The sequence below is a fragment of the Achromobacter sp. genome, assembly GCF_049647645.1.
Taxonomy (GTDB): Bacteria; Pseudomonadota; Gammaproteobacteria; order Burkholderiales; family Burkholderiaceae_B; genus Achromobacter.
Genome location: NZ_JBARYB010000211.1, coordinates 24290 through 37591, shown reverse-complemented (window position 1 = coordinate 37591; position 13302 = coordinate 24290). Strand labels below are relative to the sequence as shown.

20 protein-coding genes are annotated in these 13302 nt (G+C 67.3%); 8 read left to right on the top strand and 12 right to left on the bottom strand.

What is annotated here, in order from left to right; all coding sequences use genetic code 11:
• Positions 1 to 43: 43 nt before the first annotated feature.
• From WBB14_RS24885 to WBB14_RS24875, 3 genes are all read right to left on the bottom strand, one after another.
• Positions 44 to 442 carry a VOC family protein gene (locus WBB14_RS24885; RefSeq protein ID WP_424242130.1) on the bottom strand — a complete coding sequence of 133 codons (399 nt, stop codon included), beginning with the start codon at positions 440 to 442 and terminating at the stop codon, positions 44 to 46.
• 17 nt (positions 443 to 459) lie between these two features.
• Positions 460 to 1095, bottom strand: coding sequence for a glutathione transferase (yfcF, locus tag WBB14_RS24880; RefSeq protein ID WP_424242129.1), 636 nt, complete (start codon positions 1093 to 1095; stop codon positions 460 to 462).
• 101 nt (positions 1096 to 1196) lie between these two features.
• Entirely contained in the window at positions 1197 to 1526 is a 330-nt protein-coding gene (locus WBB14_RS24875) for a DHCW motif cupin fold protein (RefSeq protein ID WP_013395717.1), read from the bottom strand.
• A gap of 182 nt (positions 1527 to 1708) precedes the next feature.
• Here WBB14_RS24875 and WBB14_RS24870 point away from each other — a divergent pair, with 182 nt between their 5' ends.
• Genes WBB14_RS24870 through WBB14_RS24850 form a run of 5 tightly spaced genes read left to right on the top strand, consistent with a single transcriptional unit; the run spans position 1709 to position 4747 of the window.
• Entirely contained in the window at positions 1709 to 2656 is a 948-nt protein-coding gene (locus WBB14_RS24870) for a DnaJ C-terminal domain-containing protein (RefSeq protein ID WP_424242128.1), read from the top strand.
• A 2-nt stretch (positions 2657 to 2658) separates the two neighbouring features.
• On the top strand, positions 2659 to 2976 hold the full coding sequence (locus WBB14_RS24865; protein WP_332015751.1) for a chaperone modulator CbpM: 318 nt from the start codon (positions 2659 to 2661) through the stop codon (positions 2974 to 2976).
• Positions 2977 to 3032: 56 nt separating this feature from the next.
• Positions 3033 to 3746, top strand: a complete 714-nt coding sequence (locus tag WBB14_RS24860) for an AzlC family ABC transporter permease (RefSeq protein ID WP_424242127.1) — start codon at positions 3033 to 3035, stop codon at positions 3744 to 3746.
• On the top strand, positions 3743 to 4090 hold the full coding sequence (locus WBB14_RS24855) for an AzlD domain-containing protein (RefSeq protein ID WP_207465539.1): 348 nt from the start codon (positions 3743 to 3745) through the stop codon (positions 4088 to 4090). Before WBB14_RS24860 ends, WBB14_RS24855 begins: the two co-directional genes overlap by 4 nt.
• A 42-nt stretch (positions 4091 to 4132) precedes the next feature.
• Positions 4133 to 4747, top strand: coding sequence for a glutathione S-transferase family protein (locus WBB14_RS24850; RefSeq protein ID WP_424242126.1), 615 nt, complete (start codon positions 4133 to 4135; stop codon positions 4745 to 4747).
• A gap of 16 nt (positions 4748 to 4763) precedes the next feature.
• Here the strand turns inward: WBB14_RS24850 and WBB14_RS24845 are convergent, their stop codons facing one another.
• The 4 genes from WBB14_RS24845 to WBB14_RS24830 all read right to left on the bottom strand — a co-directional run bounded on the left by WBB14_RS24845 (position 4764) and on the right by WBB14_RS24830 (position 8358).
• Positions 4764 to 5441, bottom strand: coding sequence for a DsbA family protein (locus tag WBB14_RS24845; RefSeq protein WP_424242125.1), 678 nt, complete (start codon positions 5439 to 5441; stop codon positions 4764 to 4766).
• A 73-nt stretch (positions 5442 to 5514) separates the two neighbouring features.
• On the bottom strand, positions 5515 to 6990 hold the full coding sequence (locus WBB14_RS24840; protein ID WP_424242124.1) for an inorganic phosphate transporter: 1476 nt from the start codon (positions 6988 to 6990) through the stop codon (positions 5515 to 5517).
• A gap of 104 nt (positions 6991 to 7094) precedes the next feature.
• The gene (locus WBB14_RS24835) at positions 7095 to 7220 is read right to left on the bottom strand and encodes a hypothetical protein (RefSeq protein ID WP_008162923.1); all 126 of its coding nucleotides are present in this window, start codon (positions 7218 to 7220) and stop codon (positions 7095 to 7097) included.
• Positions 7221 to 7233: 13 nt separating this feature from the next.
• Positions 7234 to 8358: a D-alanyl-lipoteichoic acid biosynthesis protein DltD gene (locus WBB14_RS24830; protein ID WP_424242123.1), complete on the bottom strand. Its 1125-nt coding sequence runs from the start codon at positions 8356 to 8358 to the stop codon at positions 7234 to 7236.
• Between the two features lie 280 nt (positions 8359 to 8638).
• On the opposite strand from WBB14_RS24830, the gene mog reads away from it, so the two are divergent.
• Genes mog through WBB14_RS24815 form a run of 3 tightly spaced genes read left to right on the top strand, consistent with a single transcriptional unit; the run spans position 8639 to position 10541 of the window.
• A complete protein-coding gene (mog, locus tag WBB14_RS24825; protein WP_424242144.1) occupies positions 8639 to 9271 on the top strand; it encodes a molybdopterin adenylyltransferase in 633 nt (210 codons plus the stop codon).
• A 59-nt stretch (positions 9272 to 9330) separates the two neighbouring features.
• Positions 9331 to 9669 (top strand): hypothetical protein, encoded by a 339-nt coding sequence (locus tag WBB14_RS24820; RefSeq protein ID WP_424242122.1) that lies wholly within the window; start codon positions 9331 to 9333, stop codon positions 9667 to 9669.
• Positions 9670 to 9674: 5 nt separating this feature from the next.
• A complete protein-coding gene (locus WBB14_RS24815) occupies positions 9675 to 10541 on the top strand; it encodes a peptidoglycan DD-metalloendopeptidase family protein (RefSeq protein ID WP_424242121.1) in 867 nt (288 codons plus the stop codon).
• A gap of 45 nt (positions 10542 to 10586) precedes the next feature.
• Here the strand turns inward: WBB14_RS24815 and WBB14_RS24810 are convergent, their stop codons facing one another.
• From WBB14_RS24810 to WBB14_RS24790, 5 genes are all read right to left on the bottom strand, one after another.
• Complete coding sequence (locus WBB14_RS24810; protein WP_424242120.1) at positions 10587 to 10874, bottom strand: hypothetical protein; 288 nt, start codon at positions 10872 to 10874, stop codon at positions 10587 to 10589.
• A gap of 152 nt (positions 10875 to 11026) precedes the next feature.
• Complete coding sequence (gene infA, locus WBB14_RS24805) at positions 11027 to 11290, bottom strand: translation initiation factor IF-1 (protein ID WP_207465529.1); 264 nt, start codon at positions 11288 to 11290, stop codon at positions 11027 to 11029.
• Positions 11291 to 11780: 490 nt separating this feature from the next.
• Positions 11781 to 12329 (bottom strand): SRPBCC family protein, encoded by a 549-nt coding sequence (locus WBB14_RS24800; RefSeq protein WP_424242119.1) that lies wholly within the window; start codon positions 12327 to 12329, stop codon positions 11781 to 11783.
• The gene (locus WBB14_RS24795; RefSeq protein ID WP_424242118.1) at positions 12322 to 12687 is read right to left on the bottom strand and encodes an ArsR/SmtB family transcription factor; all 366 of its coding nucleotides are present in this window, start codon (positions 12685 to 12687) and stop codon (positions 12322 to 12324) included. Before WBB14_RS24795 ends, WBB14_RS24800 begins: the two co-directional genes overlap by 8 nt.
• A 53-nt stretch (positions 12688 to 12740) precedes the next feature.
• Positions 12741 to 13172, bottom strand: a complete 432-nt coding sequence (locus WBB14_RS24790; RefSeq protein ID WP_424242117.1) for a GFA family protein — start codon at positions 13170 to 13172, stop codon at positions 12741 to 12743.
• Positions 13173 to 13302: the final 130 nt, after the last annotated feature.

Here is a 13302-nt window from a genome sequence, read left to right as displayed (position 1 = left end):
TGATCTCCCCGTCCCCTTTAGGGCCGGGGAGCCGGGCGACAGCTTAAGCCGGGTCGTGGCAGACCGCTTCGATGCGGTTGCCCGACGGGTCCAGCAGGAATGCGGCGTAGTACTGCGGATGGTAGTGCTCGCGCAGGCCCGGGGCGCCGTCGTCGCGCCCCTCATGCGCCAGGCCGGCGGCATGGAATGCGTCGACCGCGGCGCGGCTGGGCGCCTTGAAGCACCAGTGGCGGCGCGCGGCTGGCGCAGTGGCGCCGTCGTCGGCGAACACGGACAGGTAGCTGTGCTGGCTGTGGCCGGCCCGGCAGCGTTCGCCGTAGCCGAGCGCATCGGGGCGGTCATAGACCTTGGCCGCGCCCAGCGCCTGCATGATGGCGTCGTAGAAGGGCCGGGCGGCGTCCAGGCGGGAAACGGCGATGGAGACGTGATCCAGCAGTTGCATCGCGGCTCCAGGTCGGGTCAGGCGCGCGCGGCGGCGTTGTGTCCCAGCCATTTCTGGACGGAGGGGCGCTGCCACTGAGCGTCGGCGTAGGCGCGCAGGGCATCGGGCATATCGTCCTGGAACAGGCGCTTGAGCATCACCGCGAGATCCGTGTCGGCGATGCACCATTCATCGAACAGCGAGGTCCGGCCCGAGCCCACCAGGTGGGTGCCCACGTGGATGAGCTTGGCCGCGGCGGCATGGGCCGCGTCCGACAACGGCAGTCCGGCAGCGCCGTAGAACACGGTTTCGGTCGGCCGTTCCTGGCGCAGCGCGCCCAGGTCACTGCGCAGCCAGGCCTGCAGTTGGCGGGCGCGGGCGCGCTGCTGGAGGTCGCGTGGATACAGCGCGGCGTGGGCCGGGGCGGGGAACGCGTCTTCCAGGTATTCGGTGATGGCGCTGGATTCGGTCAGGCTGAAGTCCGCGTGCGTCAATGCCGGCACCCGGGAGGTCAGCGCGCGGCTTTGGTAAGGCTGCATGCGTTGCTCACCCGCTTCCAGGTCGATGGGGCGCACCTCGAACGGCAGCTGTTTTTCGGTCAGCGCCACATAGGCCGACATGGCGTAGGGGCTGAGGAACAGGGAATCGACGAATAGCGTAAGCGGGGCGCCCAAATCTAGTCTCCGGTCGGACGGGTAATGGCATGCGCGGCGGAGGAAGGCCGCGGCTACTTAAAAGCGTACCGCATCTGCGGCTGGCCTGTCGCGCCGGGGCCTCAGTCGACGATGAAGAGCTTGGCGCCCACGGCGGTGGAGGAGCGGTGCGGCTCGGCCTGGTCCGCGACCTGGTAGCTCATGCCGGGCGTAAGCACGAACTGTCGCCCGTCTTCCAGTTCGGTGTGCAGTTCGCCTTCCAGGCAGAACAGGATGTGGCCCTTGCTGCACCAGTGGTCAGCCAGGTAGCCCGGCGTGTATTCGACCATGCGCACGCGCAGGTCGCCGAACTGCCGGGTGCGCCAATAGGCCATGCCGGTGTCGCCGGCGTGTTCGGTGCGTTCCACCTCGGACCAGTCGGTGGTGCCGAAGGGGATGTTGCTCATCTTCATCGTGAATCCTGCGTCGTGGACCGGGCGGAATCGCCCCGTTGAGAAAACAGATACTACGCCAGGCCGGGAACAGGCTTGGCCTGGCGCATTGAAAAATCGCTCCATAACCCCTATCTTCTTGATATCCCAGGCCGGATCCGGCGCAACCGGAGGCGGCCGCAACGCTTTGCCAAGGGCTGCACATGGAGTTCAAGGACTACTACAGCATTCTGGGGGTGGAGCGGGAAGCCTCCGAAGACGACATCCGGCGCGCCTACCGCAAGCTCGCCCGCAAATATCATCCCGACGTCAGCAAGGAAAGCGACGCTGAAACGCGCATGCGCGACGTCAACGAAGCCTATGACGTGCTGCGCGACAAGGAAAAGCGCCTGGCCTACGACAACCTGGCCGCCGGCGTATCGCCCGAGGGCAGCTTCCAACCGCCGCCCGGCTGGGACGAAGGCTTCGAGTTCCACCGCGGCGCCGCGCCCGGCGACGAGGCGCAGTTCAGCGAGTTCTTCTCCTCGCTGTTCGGCGGCCGCAACCGCCGGGGCGGGGCGCAGCATCAGCAGCAGGAATTCCGCGCGCGCGGCGAGGATCACCACGCCGCGATCGAGGTGGACCTCGAAGACGCGCTCAAGGGCGCCACGCGCGACATCAGCCTGCGTTCCATGCAGATGGACGATCAGGGCCGCCCCCACATGCAGACCCGCACGCTCAGCGTGCGCATTCCTGCCGGCGTGCGCGAAGGCCAGTACATTCGCCTGGCCGGGCAGGGCATGCCGGGCTACGGCGGCGGCGAGAACGGCGATCTCTATCTGGAAGTCCGCTTCAAGCCGCATCCGCGCTACCGCGCCGACGGCCGCGATCTCTACATGACGCTGCCGGTGGCGCCTTGGGAAGCCGCGCTGGGCGCTGGCGTGCATGCGCCCACGCCGGGTGGCACGGTCGAAGTCTCGATCCCCCCCGGGTCCGCCAATGGCCGCAAGCTGCGCCTGCGCGGTCGCGGCATCCCGGGCGATCCGCCGGGAGATCTCTATCTGGTGCTGGACCTGGTCTTGCCGCCCGCTGACAGCGAGGCGGCCAAGGAGGCCTACCGCAAGCTGCAGCAGGACTTGCCCTTCAATCCACGGCGCCACCTGGGGGTATGACCATGAAAAAAATAGTCGTCACCACCGCCACCGTCGTGGGCAAGTCCCGGCCGCTTTCCGCCGACGACCTGGCCCGCGCCTGCGGCGAGGAAGTCGAATGGGTCGCGCGGCTGGTCGAGGTCGGCATCGTCACGACCAGCGGCCACGGACCCGCCGAATGGCGCTTCTACAGCGCCGACCTGCAGCGCGCGCTGGATGCCCGCCGGCTGCTGCGGGATTACGGCGCGGGTCTGGACGCGGCGGCGCTGATCCTGGACCTGAGCCAGGAAGTCCGCCGCCTGAAGGCGCAACTGCGCGCACTGGGCCTGGAAGACAAGTAACGGCGGCGCGCGCATGGGTAAACTAGCTGGCCGTGGAACGAGACCAGCGAAATACCTTGCAGACACCTCCTGCCTCCGCGCCCGCTGTTGCGGGCGGCGCCCGCATCGATGGCCTGAAATCCTGCCTGCCCGTCATGATCGGCTACTTCCCGGTGGCCGTGACTTTCGGCATCGCGGGCGTGGCGGCAGGCCTGTCGCCCTTGCAGGTGGTGCTGATTTCCGTGCTGGTCTACGCCGGCGCCAGCCAGTTCCTGCTGCTCGCGTCCATCAAGGCCGGCACGCCGTGGCTGTGGGTGGTGGCCCTGTGCTCGCTGCTCAACGCCCGCCATCTGCTGTATGGCCCGCTGTTGTCGCGCTTCCTGCCTGCGGCGCTGAATCAGCGCCTGAAGGTTGCCTTCCTGCTGACCGATGAGGTCTTCGCCACCGCCTTCAACCGCTTGCAGGCCGTGGCGCCCGCGGGCCGCCAGCGCTGGATGATCGCGCTGGGGCTGGGCGCCTGGCTGACCTGGATCGCCGGGACCGCCGTCGGCGTCTATGCGGGAGACGGGCTGGAGCGCCACTACCCCATGCTGTCCCAGGTGATGCGCTTTGCGCTGCCCGCTTTGTTCATGGCCCTGGTGTGCCAGAGCGCAAAGCGGGGCATGGGCCTGCCCATCATCGCGGCGGTGGCCGGCGCCGGCGCCGTGGCTGCGCTGGGCCATACCACCCTGGCCATCCTGGCCGGCGCGCTCATCGGCTGCGTCGCGTATCGCCTGCGGAGGTCCGCATGAACACCGACGGACTGGGTTTCTGGGGCGCGGTGATCGCCATGGCGGCCATCACCTACCTGACGCGCGCCTTGCCCTTCATGCTGTCCGAGCGCAGCCGGCTGCTGCGGCACCTGTCACGCGAGGGCTCGGCGCTGGCCGCCTTGGGGCCGTCGCTGCTGGCCGGGATCGCGGCGGCGGTGATCGTGCCCGACCTGCTGGCCGCTGGCGAGCAGGCGGCGAACATCGGCCCCTATGTGGGCGGCCTGGTCGTGACTGCCGTGGCCGCGCGCCTGGTCAGCAATGCCGGCGTCGCGGTGCTGCTGGGCATGGCGGGATACGGGGTGTTGCTGGCCTTGGCGGCGTAACGCCTGCGGAGCAAAATGGTCGGACTTCCATGGAGGCCGACCATGCTTACGCTTTATCATGCGCCGCGCTCGCGGTCGTTCCGGATACTCTGGCTGCTCGAAGAGCTGGGCGTGCCCTACGACACCGAAATGGTGTCCATCCGCGGCAGCGACAGCGCGGGCCACATGCCCTCGGATTACATCGACATCCACCCGCACCGCAAGGTGCCAGCCCTGGTGCATGACGGCGTGCCTGTCTTCGAGACCCCGGCCATCGCCCTCTATCTGACCGATCTGTTCCCCCAAGCCGGGCTGGGGCCGGTGGTGGGCGATCCGCTGCGCGGTCCCTACCTGACCTGGCTGGCCTATTCCACCGGGGTGTTCGAGCCCGCCATGGCCGAGCGCGCCTTCAAGACGCCGCACCCGGGCGGCGCGCTGGGCTGGGGCTCGGCCGATGAGGTCGAGCAGGTTCTGACCCGCGTCTTGCAGGCGCGGCCGTTTTTCCTGGGCGAGAAGTTCTCGGCCGTGGACATCGTGCTGGGCGGCACGCTGCAGTACATGATGCAGGTGAAAGTCGTGCCCGAGACGCCGGTGTTCACCGCCTATGCGGAACGGCTGGGCGACCGCCCGGCCATGCACCGCGCCTTGCAGCGCGACGGCGACATCGAGGAAGCCTGAGGCGGCGCCCCCGGCGTCAACCGCGGCCGATACGCGCGCGCAGGTCCGCCTGCCATTCCTCCGGACGGCCCAGGTAGCGGCTGGGCTCCAGCATTTCGTAGACGCCAGCGCGTTCCAGCGCCAGGGTGGGGAAGCCGCTGCCGCCGACCTGCGCCAGCAGCTTGCGGCTGGCGGCGATGTGCGCGGCGGTTTCGGTCCCCTGGGCGGCAGCATAGGCGGTGCGGAAGGCCTTCGGGTCCAGGCCGATGTCGGCCGCCAGGGATTCCAGCACCGCCGGATCGGCGATACGCAGGCCCTGCACGTAGTGGGCGCGCTGAATGCGCTTGAGCAGGTCCAGACCGCGGCCTGCCAGCGTCTGCGCGGCCAGGATGGCGGTGGTGGGCGGCTCCGAATCGAACACCGCGCCTTCGTCGCGCAACAGGCCGTCGTAGTAGTCGTCGCCGAAGGGCTGGCCCGTCAGGCCGGCGATGCGTTCGTCATGCGGCATGACATAGCGGCGCAGCCTGTCCGTGACCGGTTGGCGGTTGCCGCCCGTCATCATGCCGCCGCCATGCAGCGCGATGTCCAGGCCGGGCACGGCGCGAGCCGCCTCCACCAGCGGGGCGGCGCCGTAGCACCAGCCGCAGAGCGGGTCGAAAATGTAATGCAGGGTGGGATTTGAGGTAGCCATGGCGTCATGGTAGACGCGGGCCATGCCGGCAGGAAGCCTGGCGGGGTAGCCAGAGTGTTGCATCGGCCGTGCAGATTGCCTGCACGGCCGCCAAGCATCAGCCGGCGATCTGCACGCCGATCCAGAACAGGCCGGCGGCCAGCAACATTGAGGCGGGCAGGGTCAGCACCCAGGCCATCAGGATGTTGCGGACCGTACTGCCTTGCAGGCCGGTCTTGTTGGCGATCATTGTCCCGGCCACGCCCGATGACAGCACGTGGGTGGTGGACACGGGCAGGCTGAAGACGTTAGCCAGGCCGATGGCGCCCATGGCGGTCACCTGCGCGGACATGCCTTGCGCGTACGTCATGCCTTGCTTGCCGATTTTTTCGCCCACCGTCAGCACTACGCGGCGCCAGCCGACCATGGTGCCCGCGCCCAGCGCCAGCGCGACCGCCACGATTACCCAGAAGGGCGCGTATTCGGTGGTGGCGGTCAGGTCGGCGCGCAGGCGCTGCAGGTCCGCGCGTTCGCGGGCGGGCAGCCCTTCGATGCGCGCGACCTTCTTGGCCGTGTCGTCCAGGCAGAGCAGGTAGCGGCGCACGGAGATGCGCTTCTCGGCCGACAGATCGGCGTAGTTGGACACGCCGTGCAGATCCGTCTGCAGTGCGGCGATGGTCGGCATGGTCAGCTCGGGATCGCAGCGGAAGTTGCGCGGCAGCTCGGTGGTCGCGTCCACGCGCTTGAGCGCCAGGTATTCGCCCAGCATGGCTTCATTGCGCTGATAGAACACGTTCAGGTGGTTGGCGGCGTCGCGGGTGCGCTCGATCTGGTAGGTGGTGCTGTTGGTATCCAGCACGAAATTGGCGGGGACGATGCCGATCAGCACCAGCATGATCAGGCCGATTCCTTTCTGGCCGTCGTTGGAGCCGTGCACGAAGCTCACGCCCATGGCGGACAGCACCAGCACCAGGCGGTTCCAGAAGGGCGGATGCTTCTTGTTGTCGATGGCGCGGCGCTGTTCCGGCGTCTTGTGCATCTTCGACAGCGGCAGCCAGCGCTTGAGCAGCAGCAGCAGGCCGCCCGCCACCAGGAAACCGGCCACCGGCGAAGCCACCAGGGACAGGCCGATGTCGACGGCCTTGCCCCAGTTGACGCCGTCCGCCAGCGGCAGGTCGGTGATCAGCGCGTTGGCCAGGCCCACGCCCAGGATCGATCCGATCAGCGTGTGCGAGCTGGATGCCGGGATGCCGAAGTACCAGGTGCCCAGGTTCCAGGCGATGGCGGCGGCCAGCATGGCGAACACCATGGCCAGCCCGCGGCCGGTATCCACGTTGATCAGCAGTTCCACCGGCAGCAGGTGCACGATGGCATAGGCCACGCCCACGCCGCCGAGCAGCACGCCCAGGAAGTTGAAAATGCCGGAAAGCACCACCGCCAGATGCGGCGGCATGGCCTTGGTGTAGATGACCGTGGCCACGGCGTTCGCCGTGTCATGGAATCCATTGATGAATTCGAAGGCCAGGACGAATGTCAGGGCCAGCGCAAGGCTGAGGCCAACCCAGAGGTCTAGGCCGTGGAAGAGGTCGAACATGGAGGCGGGGGAGGTTCCGGCGAGAGGAGCCGATTATTGCAGATTTGTGACCTGTCACTGGTTGCTTGCGGCTACCAAATGCAGGCAACGGACCCCGCCCGAGGTCAGAACTTCGAATACTGGAACTCGATTTCCATCGGTTTGCCCAGATTCGCCGAGGTATCCGCCTGGATCACCATCACCGCCAGGACGCCCAGGTAGAGCAGGCACAGCCACAGGGTACGTTTCATTGCCGGCCATCCTTCATGGGTAGAAAACTTCCGCGATTTTCTGGTTCACGCGCAGCCAGCCCAGCTCTCCCAGGTGCTGCACGTCGCGCAGCATCCCCACTTCGAAGGGCGCGCTGTACATGTCCATGCAGCGCATGGCGTAACGCTGGCACAGCGCCGCGACTTCCCGCTGCACCGGACCGAAGCGGTCCAGGTCCTTGAACACCAGGGGATGCAGCGGCTGCATGACAAAGAGCGCATTGACGCCGCGCTGGCGCAGCAAGGCCATCAGGGCGTCCAATTCGCGCAGTTCATCGCGGCCGGTCAGGGGCTGGGGCTGATAGGCGGTCTTGCCGCCTTCGGGGATGCTGCGCAGGTACTTATTGAAGAACTCGTCCCGCACGGCGTAGCGGTTGCCGCCCATCAGGGCCTGTTCGGCGCCCTGGGCCTGGGCCGCCAGCGCCTCCCAATCCACCACGCGGGCGGCCGTGGGCGGCCCCTGGCGTTCGCGCTCGGGGACGGGCGCCGCATGGGCGGGCGCCCACAGGTCGACCAGGCGCTGGCGGAAGACGTAGGCCTGCTCGGCCGCCATCGACCAGGCGACGCCCGCGTCGCCCTTGGCCTGCAGCCAGCGGACCACCTCCGCCCGGCCCTCGGGCTGCCGCAGCAGACGGGGCAGCAACGGATTGGCATGTTCCTTGAACTCGTCCGGCCCCAGTCCGCCCTCGCCGTCGAACCAGCCCGGCGACAGCATCACCACCAGGCGCGATGCTGGCGACAGGTCCTCGGCCATTGCCGCCAGCACCAGCTGCATGCCCAGCGACTGGAAGCCCGAATGGCCATAGGCCAGCACCGGCATCTGCAATTCGTCGGCCAGGTAGCGGTAGGGCACGAAGCGCAGGTCGTTGCTGGTCAGCTCGGACGAACCCAGGATCACCAGCCGGTCGCCGGTGCGCAGGGCCTGGCTCATGCGGGACAGGTTGCGCGTCTGTTCCTGCAGCGTATTGCCCAGGTTGGGGATGTAGATGCCCGGCGCGGCCGCCGGCACCGGCTCCGTCTTCAGCGCCAGGGCGTGCAGGGCGCTCCACCCGGCGGCAGCCGCCGCGGCCAGGGCCAGCGCCGCCGCCAGCGCATGCTGCCGTAGCGTACGTTTGAACATGGGGAACCAATGCCGCGCGGGGCTCTCTCTATAGGGGTAGGTTTGTTAGCGGATGTTATCGAGCGGGCATGACCGGAACAAGCGCGGGAAAGCGGGGCCAAAGCCGATTCGCCTTTTTGCCACAGGGCCTGCTGCCGCTGCGATGCCCGCTGTCGCGATTCCCGCAGGGAAAGAATGCGATAGCATCGCTGTGGCGGGGTTCTTCTGGATTTCCATGATTGACCTCGCCCGCCGCCGCATCCGCGCCGCCTGTATGCCCCTCACCAAGATTGCGCAGCCCATGACCGCCACTACCCGCATCGCCCGCAAGCACCCCGACGAACTGATCGTGGGCCTGGTGTCCGTTTCCGACCGAGCCTCCAGCGGCACGTACCAGGACCTGGGGCTGCCCGCGCTGCGCGAATGGCTGGGCGGCGCCCTGGCCTCGCCCTGGCAGGCAGTGGACCGGCTTATCCCCGACGAACCCGCACGTATCTCGGAGACGCTGATCGAGCTGGTGGACGGCTGCGGCTGCGACCTGGTCCTGACCACCGGCGGCACCGGTCCGGCGCGCCGCGACGTCACGCCCGAGGCGACGCTCGCCGTCGGCACCAAGGAAATGCCCGGCTTCGGCGAGCAGATGCGTCAGATCAGCCTGCGTTTCGTGCCCACGGCCATCCTGTCGCGCCAGGTGGCCGTCATCCGGGAAACGCCCGCCCATGCCGCCCTGATCGTCAACCTGCCTGGCCAACCGAAATCCATCCGCGAAACGCTGGAGGGGCTCAAGGGCGAGGACGGCGCCGTGCTGGTGCCGGGCATCTTCGCCGCCATTCCCTATTGCATCGATCTTATCGGCGGCCCGTACGCCGAGACCCGGCCCGAAGTCATCGCGGCCTTCCGGCCCAAATCGGCCCGCCGCCCGCCGCAGCCCTGATCCGGCGCTGCGTTATATTGGCCGCCCCTTTCACCCCACCGCTCGAGAGTCCCATCGCCATGAAGGTCCGCACCGTCTTGTCCCTTACTGTCCTGGCAGCCTTGTCGGCCTGCGCCAACGTCAAAGACGTGCGCGACCGCGATCCGGTCTTCTACGGCTCCACCCAGCGCACACCCGAGGACTACACGGCCTGCGTGGCGGAATCGTGGAAGAACATGGGCATCAACTTCCAGCAGAAGGCGGTGCGCAACGGCTTTGAACTGATCCAGGAAGACAGCCTGGGCGTGGAGGCCGTGCTGACGACCATACATTGGAAGGGTAAGACCGACGTGCGCCTGTCCACGCGCATCGCCCGCCGCGACCAATCCATTATCGAGCCCGCCAACCTGTGCCTGTGAACGCCATGCATCATCGTCGCGACGTCCTGCGGCTGGGCCTGGCCGCGGCTGCCCTCTGTCTGGGCCTGCCGGCCCGCGCGCAGCAGGCCGGCTTCATCAGCCGCAAGCTCAATGTTCCGGTGCCTGGCGGCGTCGCTGTCCTGGGTCTGGGCGACGCCGAACGCGCGCCCGAAGTCACCTTCCTGGGCCGGCGCGTGCTGGTGCTGCGCGAAGAGGGCAAGCAGTGGATCGCCGTGGTCGGCATCCCGCTGAGCGTCAAGCCGGGCGAACAGCAGGTGGAGGTCAAGGACGCGCAAGGCAAGCGCGCGCTGCCCTTCAAGGTCGGCGCCAAGGAGTACAAGGCCCAGCACATCACGCTGAAGAATCCGCGCCAGGTCAATCCGAATCCTGACGATATGGCGCGCATCGAGCGTGAACTGGCCGAGCAGACCGCGGCCAACCGCGGCTACCGCGCCGGCGTCACGCCCAGCAACCTGCTGCTGGACCGGCCGGTGAACGGCGGCCGCTTGTCCAGCCCCTTCGGTCTGCGGCGCTTTTTCAATGGCGAAGAGCGCAATCCGCATTCGGGCCTGGATTTCGCCGTGCCCTCGGGCACGCCGATCAAGGCGCCGGCCGCCGGCGTGGTGGTGCTGGTGGGGGATTACTTCTTCAATGGCAAGACGGTGTTCCTGGACCATGGTCAGGGCTTCGTCAGCATGTTCTGCCACATGTCGGCGATCGACGTGAAAGTCGGCGACGAGGTGCCGCGCGGCGGACTGGTGGGGAAAGTGGGGGCGACCGGCCGCGCGACCGGTCCGCATCTGCACTGGAACGTCAGCCTGAACGACGCGCGCGTCGATCCGGCCATCTTCATCGGGGCATTCAAGCCCTGATTCCATCGGCGAAGGCGGGGCGTCGCGGGGCCGGCCCGCGCGTCTTCAGGCCGTGGCGGCCTGCTGCGCGATCAGTTGCAGCACGTGCTGGTGCACGCGTTCCGCGTAGTCCATTTGCTGCCGCACATGGAGCTGCTCGGCTTCCTGCTCGTCCAGGCAGTTGTCGTACTTGGTCTTGGCGTCGGCGTAGGTCAGGCCGGTATTGCGCAGGCTGTTGATGAAGGCCTCGCGCGACTGATGCAGCAGGCGCAGGCCTTCCTCGCCCTTGACGAATTTTCTTCGCGCCAGGGCAAGCTGGTCAGCGGCGGCTTGCAGATCTTGTGTCAGGTCCATCTTGCTTCATGCTCATCCTGCCGGCGTCGCGCCTGGCAGAGGGCGCCATTCTTTCATGAACGGGCGCTCCACGCATTACGGCATTTCGCGGTCCAGGTTTAAGGCTGGCGCGAGAGGGGGAGCCGGCGCAGGGCCGGCCCTGTGGCCCTGGCTTAGCGGCGGTACTGCTGGGGGCGCTGCGGGGCGGGACCGCGCTCGTCCTTGTGGCGGAAGTTGATGCGGCCCTTGGTCAGGTCATACGGCGACATTTCCAGGGTGACGCGATCGCCCGCCAGGATGCGGATGCGGTGCTTGCGGATGCGGCCGGAGGCGTAGGCGCCGACTTCGATACCGTTGTCCAGCTTCACGCGGTAGCGGCTATCGGGCAGCACTTCGTCAACGATGCCATCCAGTTCGATGAGTTCTTCTTTAGCCATTCTTTTCTCCTATCAATACGCGCTGCCATGCCGGCGGCATGGCTTGCAGCACAGGGCGGCAAGCGCGTCGGACCCGGACAGCGGGTCCAGCGGTTTGAACGTAAAACGTCCGGGCATGCGCGGGTAAGGGCCACGGCATCCGAAGCGGATGTCTGAAATGACGGATACTCGCGCCGCATGGGCAGTGTGCGCGCGGTGCGCGGCTTGGTCGCGGCGGCGCGTTTTGCGCAAATCGCCGGAAGAAGCGGGGTGGAGCTTTTGCAGCCAGGCCGTGCGACGGTTGGGTTGGAGGCGCGCCTGGCGGGGGCGGGGTTGTTCCGGCGAAACCGGGCACGTCCTGGGTTGACCCGGAGCATTGCCCGCAGGTGGTACAGGTTGGCACGCAGAGTGACCGAAGCCCGGTTTTTGCGGAAAAATCACGGACTTATGTTACTGCAAAGCGCAGTGATTAGCCAGTATTTATCTGTCACTCTGCCGTGATAGTTGTTGCTCAACGACTCTGGCCGGAGGGGATCCGCTCCCGATATTCTTCCTCCACGCGACCCAGGACCGACCAGAACGGGCCGGGCGCGCGGCCGGCCAGGCGGGCCTCGAGTACACCCAGATGCACATGCCAGCCGCCGGCCACGTCCACCATGCCGTCGCGCGAGGACAGCTTGCGGTGCGTCAGCACCAGGCGCGTTTCCTGGCCTTGGGGCGACAGCTCGAAAATGACCTCGGAAGGATGGCCGGGGGAGCCGCCCCACGTGAACGCGAGCAGCCGCGGCGGTTCGCAACGCGTGATGATGCCCTGCGTGGTGACGCCGCCTTCATACGGCTTGTAGGCGGCGGGCACGGGCTCGGGTACCGAGGACAGGTCCGCATGCATGAAACGCAGCGTGACGCCGCCGCCTTCGCGCAGCTCCATGTCGCCGGACGCCAGCCAGCGGCCCCGCTTTTCCGATTCGGTGAGGAAAGCCCAGACCTCGTCGACGCTGGCGGGCAGGATCCGCGTGAAGCGGATGGAGGTGGGGTCCAGGACGACGCCGTGATCACTCATGTTGTTCTCCAGAAGACGCGGACGGGGACCGGCTGGCGACGAGCGCGGCTTCCAGCGCGCCCAGCTTGCCCGACCAGAAATGTTCATAGAAGCGCAGCCATTGCATGGCCTCGGCCATGGGTTCCGGATTGAGGCTGCACACATGCGTGCGGCCGCGGATGGAGCGCCGGACCAGACCGGCGCGTTCCAGGGCCTGCACATGCTTGGAGGCGCCCGCGAAACTCATGCTGTGGGGCGCCGCCAGCTCGCCGATGGTCTGCTCGGCCCGAGCCAGGCTGCGCAGCATGTCGCGGCGCGTGGGATCGGCCAGCGCGCGAAAGACGGCATCGAGGACGGGGGAGGGATTTGATTCAACCATGGGGTTGAATATAGCCCGGCCTTCCGAATAAATTCAACCAGATGGTTGAGTTTTTATGTAACCGCCTGCGGATGGTCTTCTTCCATCGCGCCATACGCGTCGGGGTACTGCGGCAGGTCGTCGCTGATGTCGAACCAGGGCGCCTTGCTGGCCACATGGCAATGGGCGGCCGGCTTGATGCCGGGGTCGTCGTCCAGCGGGCCCAGCGGCAGGCCGTAGACGTCCGGGGTCTGGTCGAAGCGGGTTAGCAAAGGGGTGCCGCAGGCTTCGCAGAAGCCGCGATAGCTGCCCGGGGATGAGCAGTACCAGGTGACGTGGTTTTCGCCGCGGGTCCAGGCAAAGTCCTTGGCCTGGACCGTCGCTCGACTGCGGAAGGCGGCACCGTGCGCCTTGCGGCAGATCGTGCAATGGCAGTTGAGGACGTCGGTGAGCGGGCCAGTGATCTCGTAGGCGACTCGGCCACACAGGCAGGAACCTTTGATCATGATGAACGCCCGACTGGTAGGGGAAATATCCCCAATATACCTGCGGCGCGCGGAGCTGGAACCGGCATTTATGACGAACGTCTTTCAGTTCGTTGCGGCGTCCCTATTTTCCGTCAAATGAATCGATCCT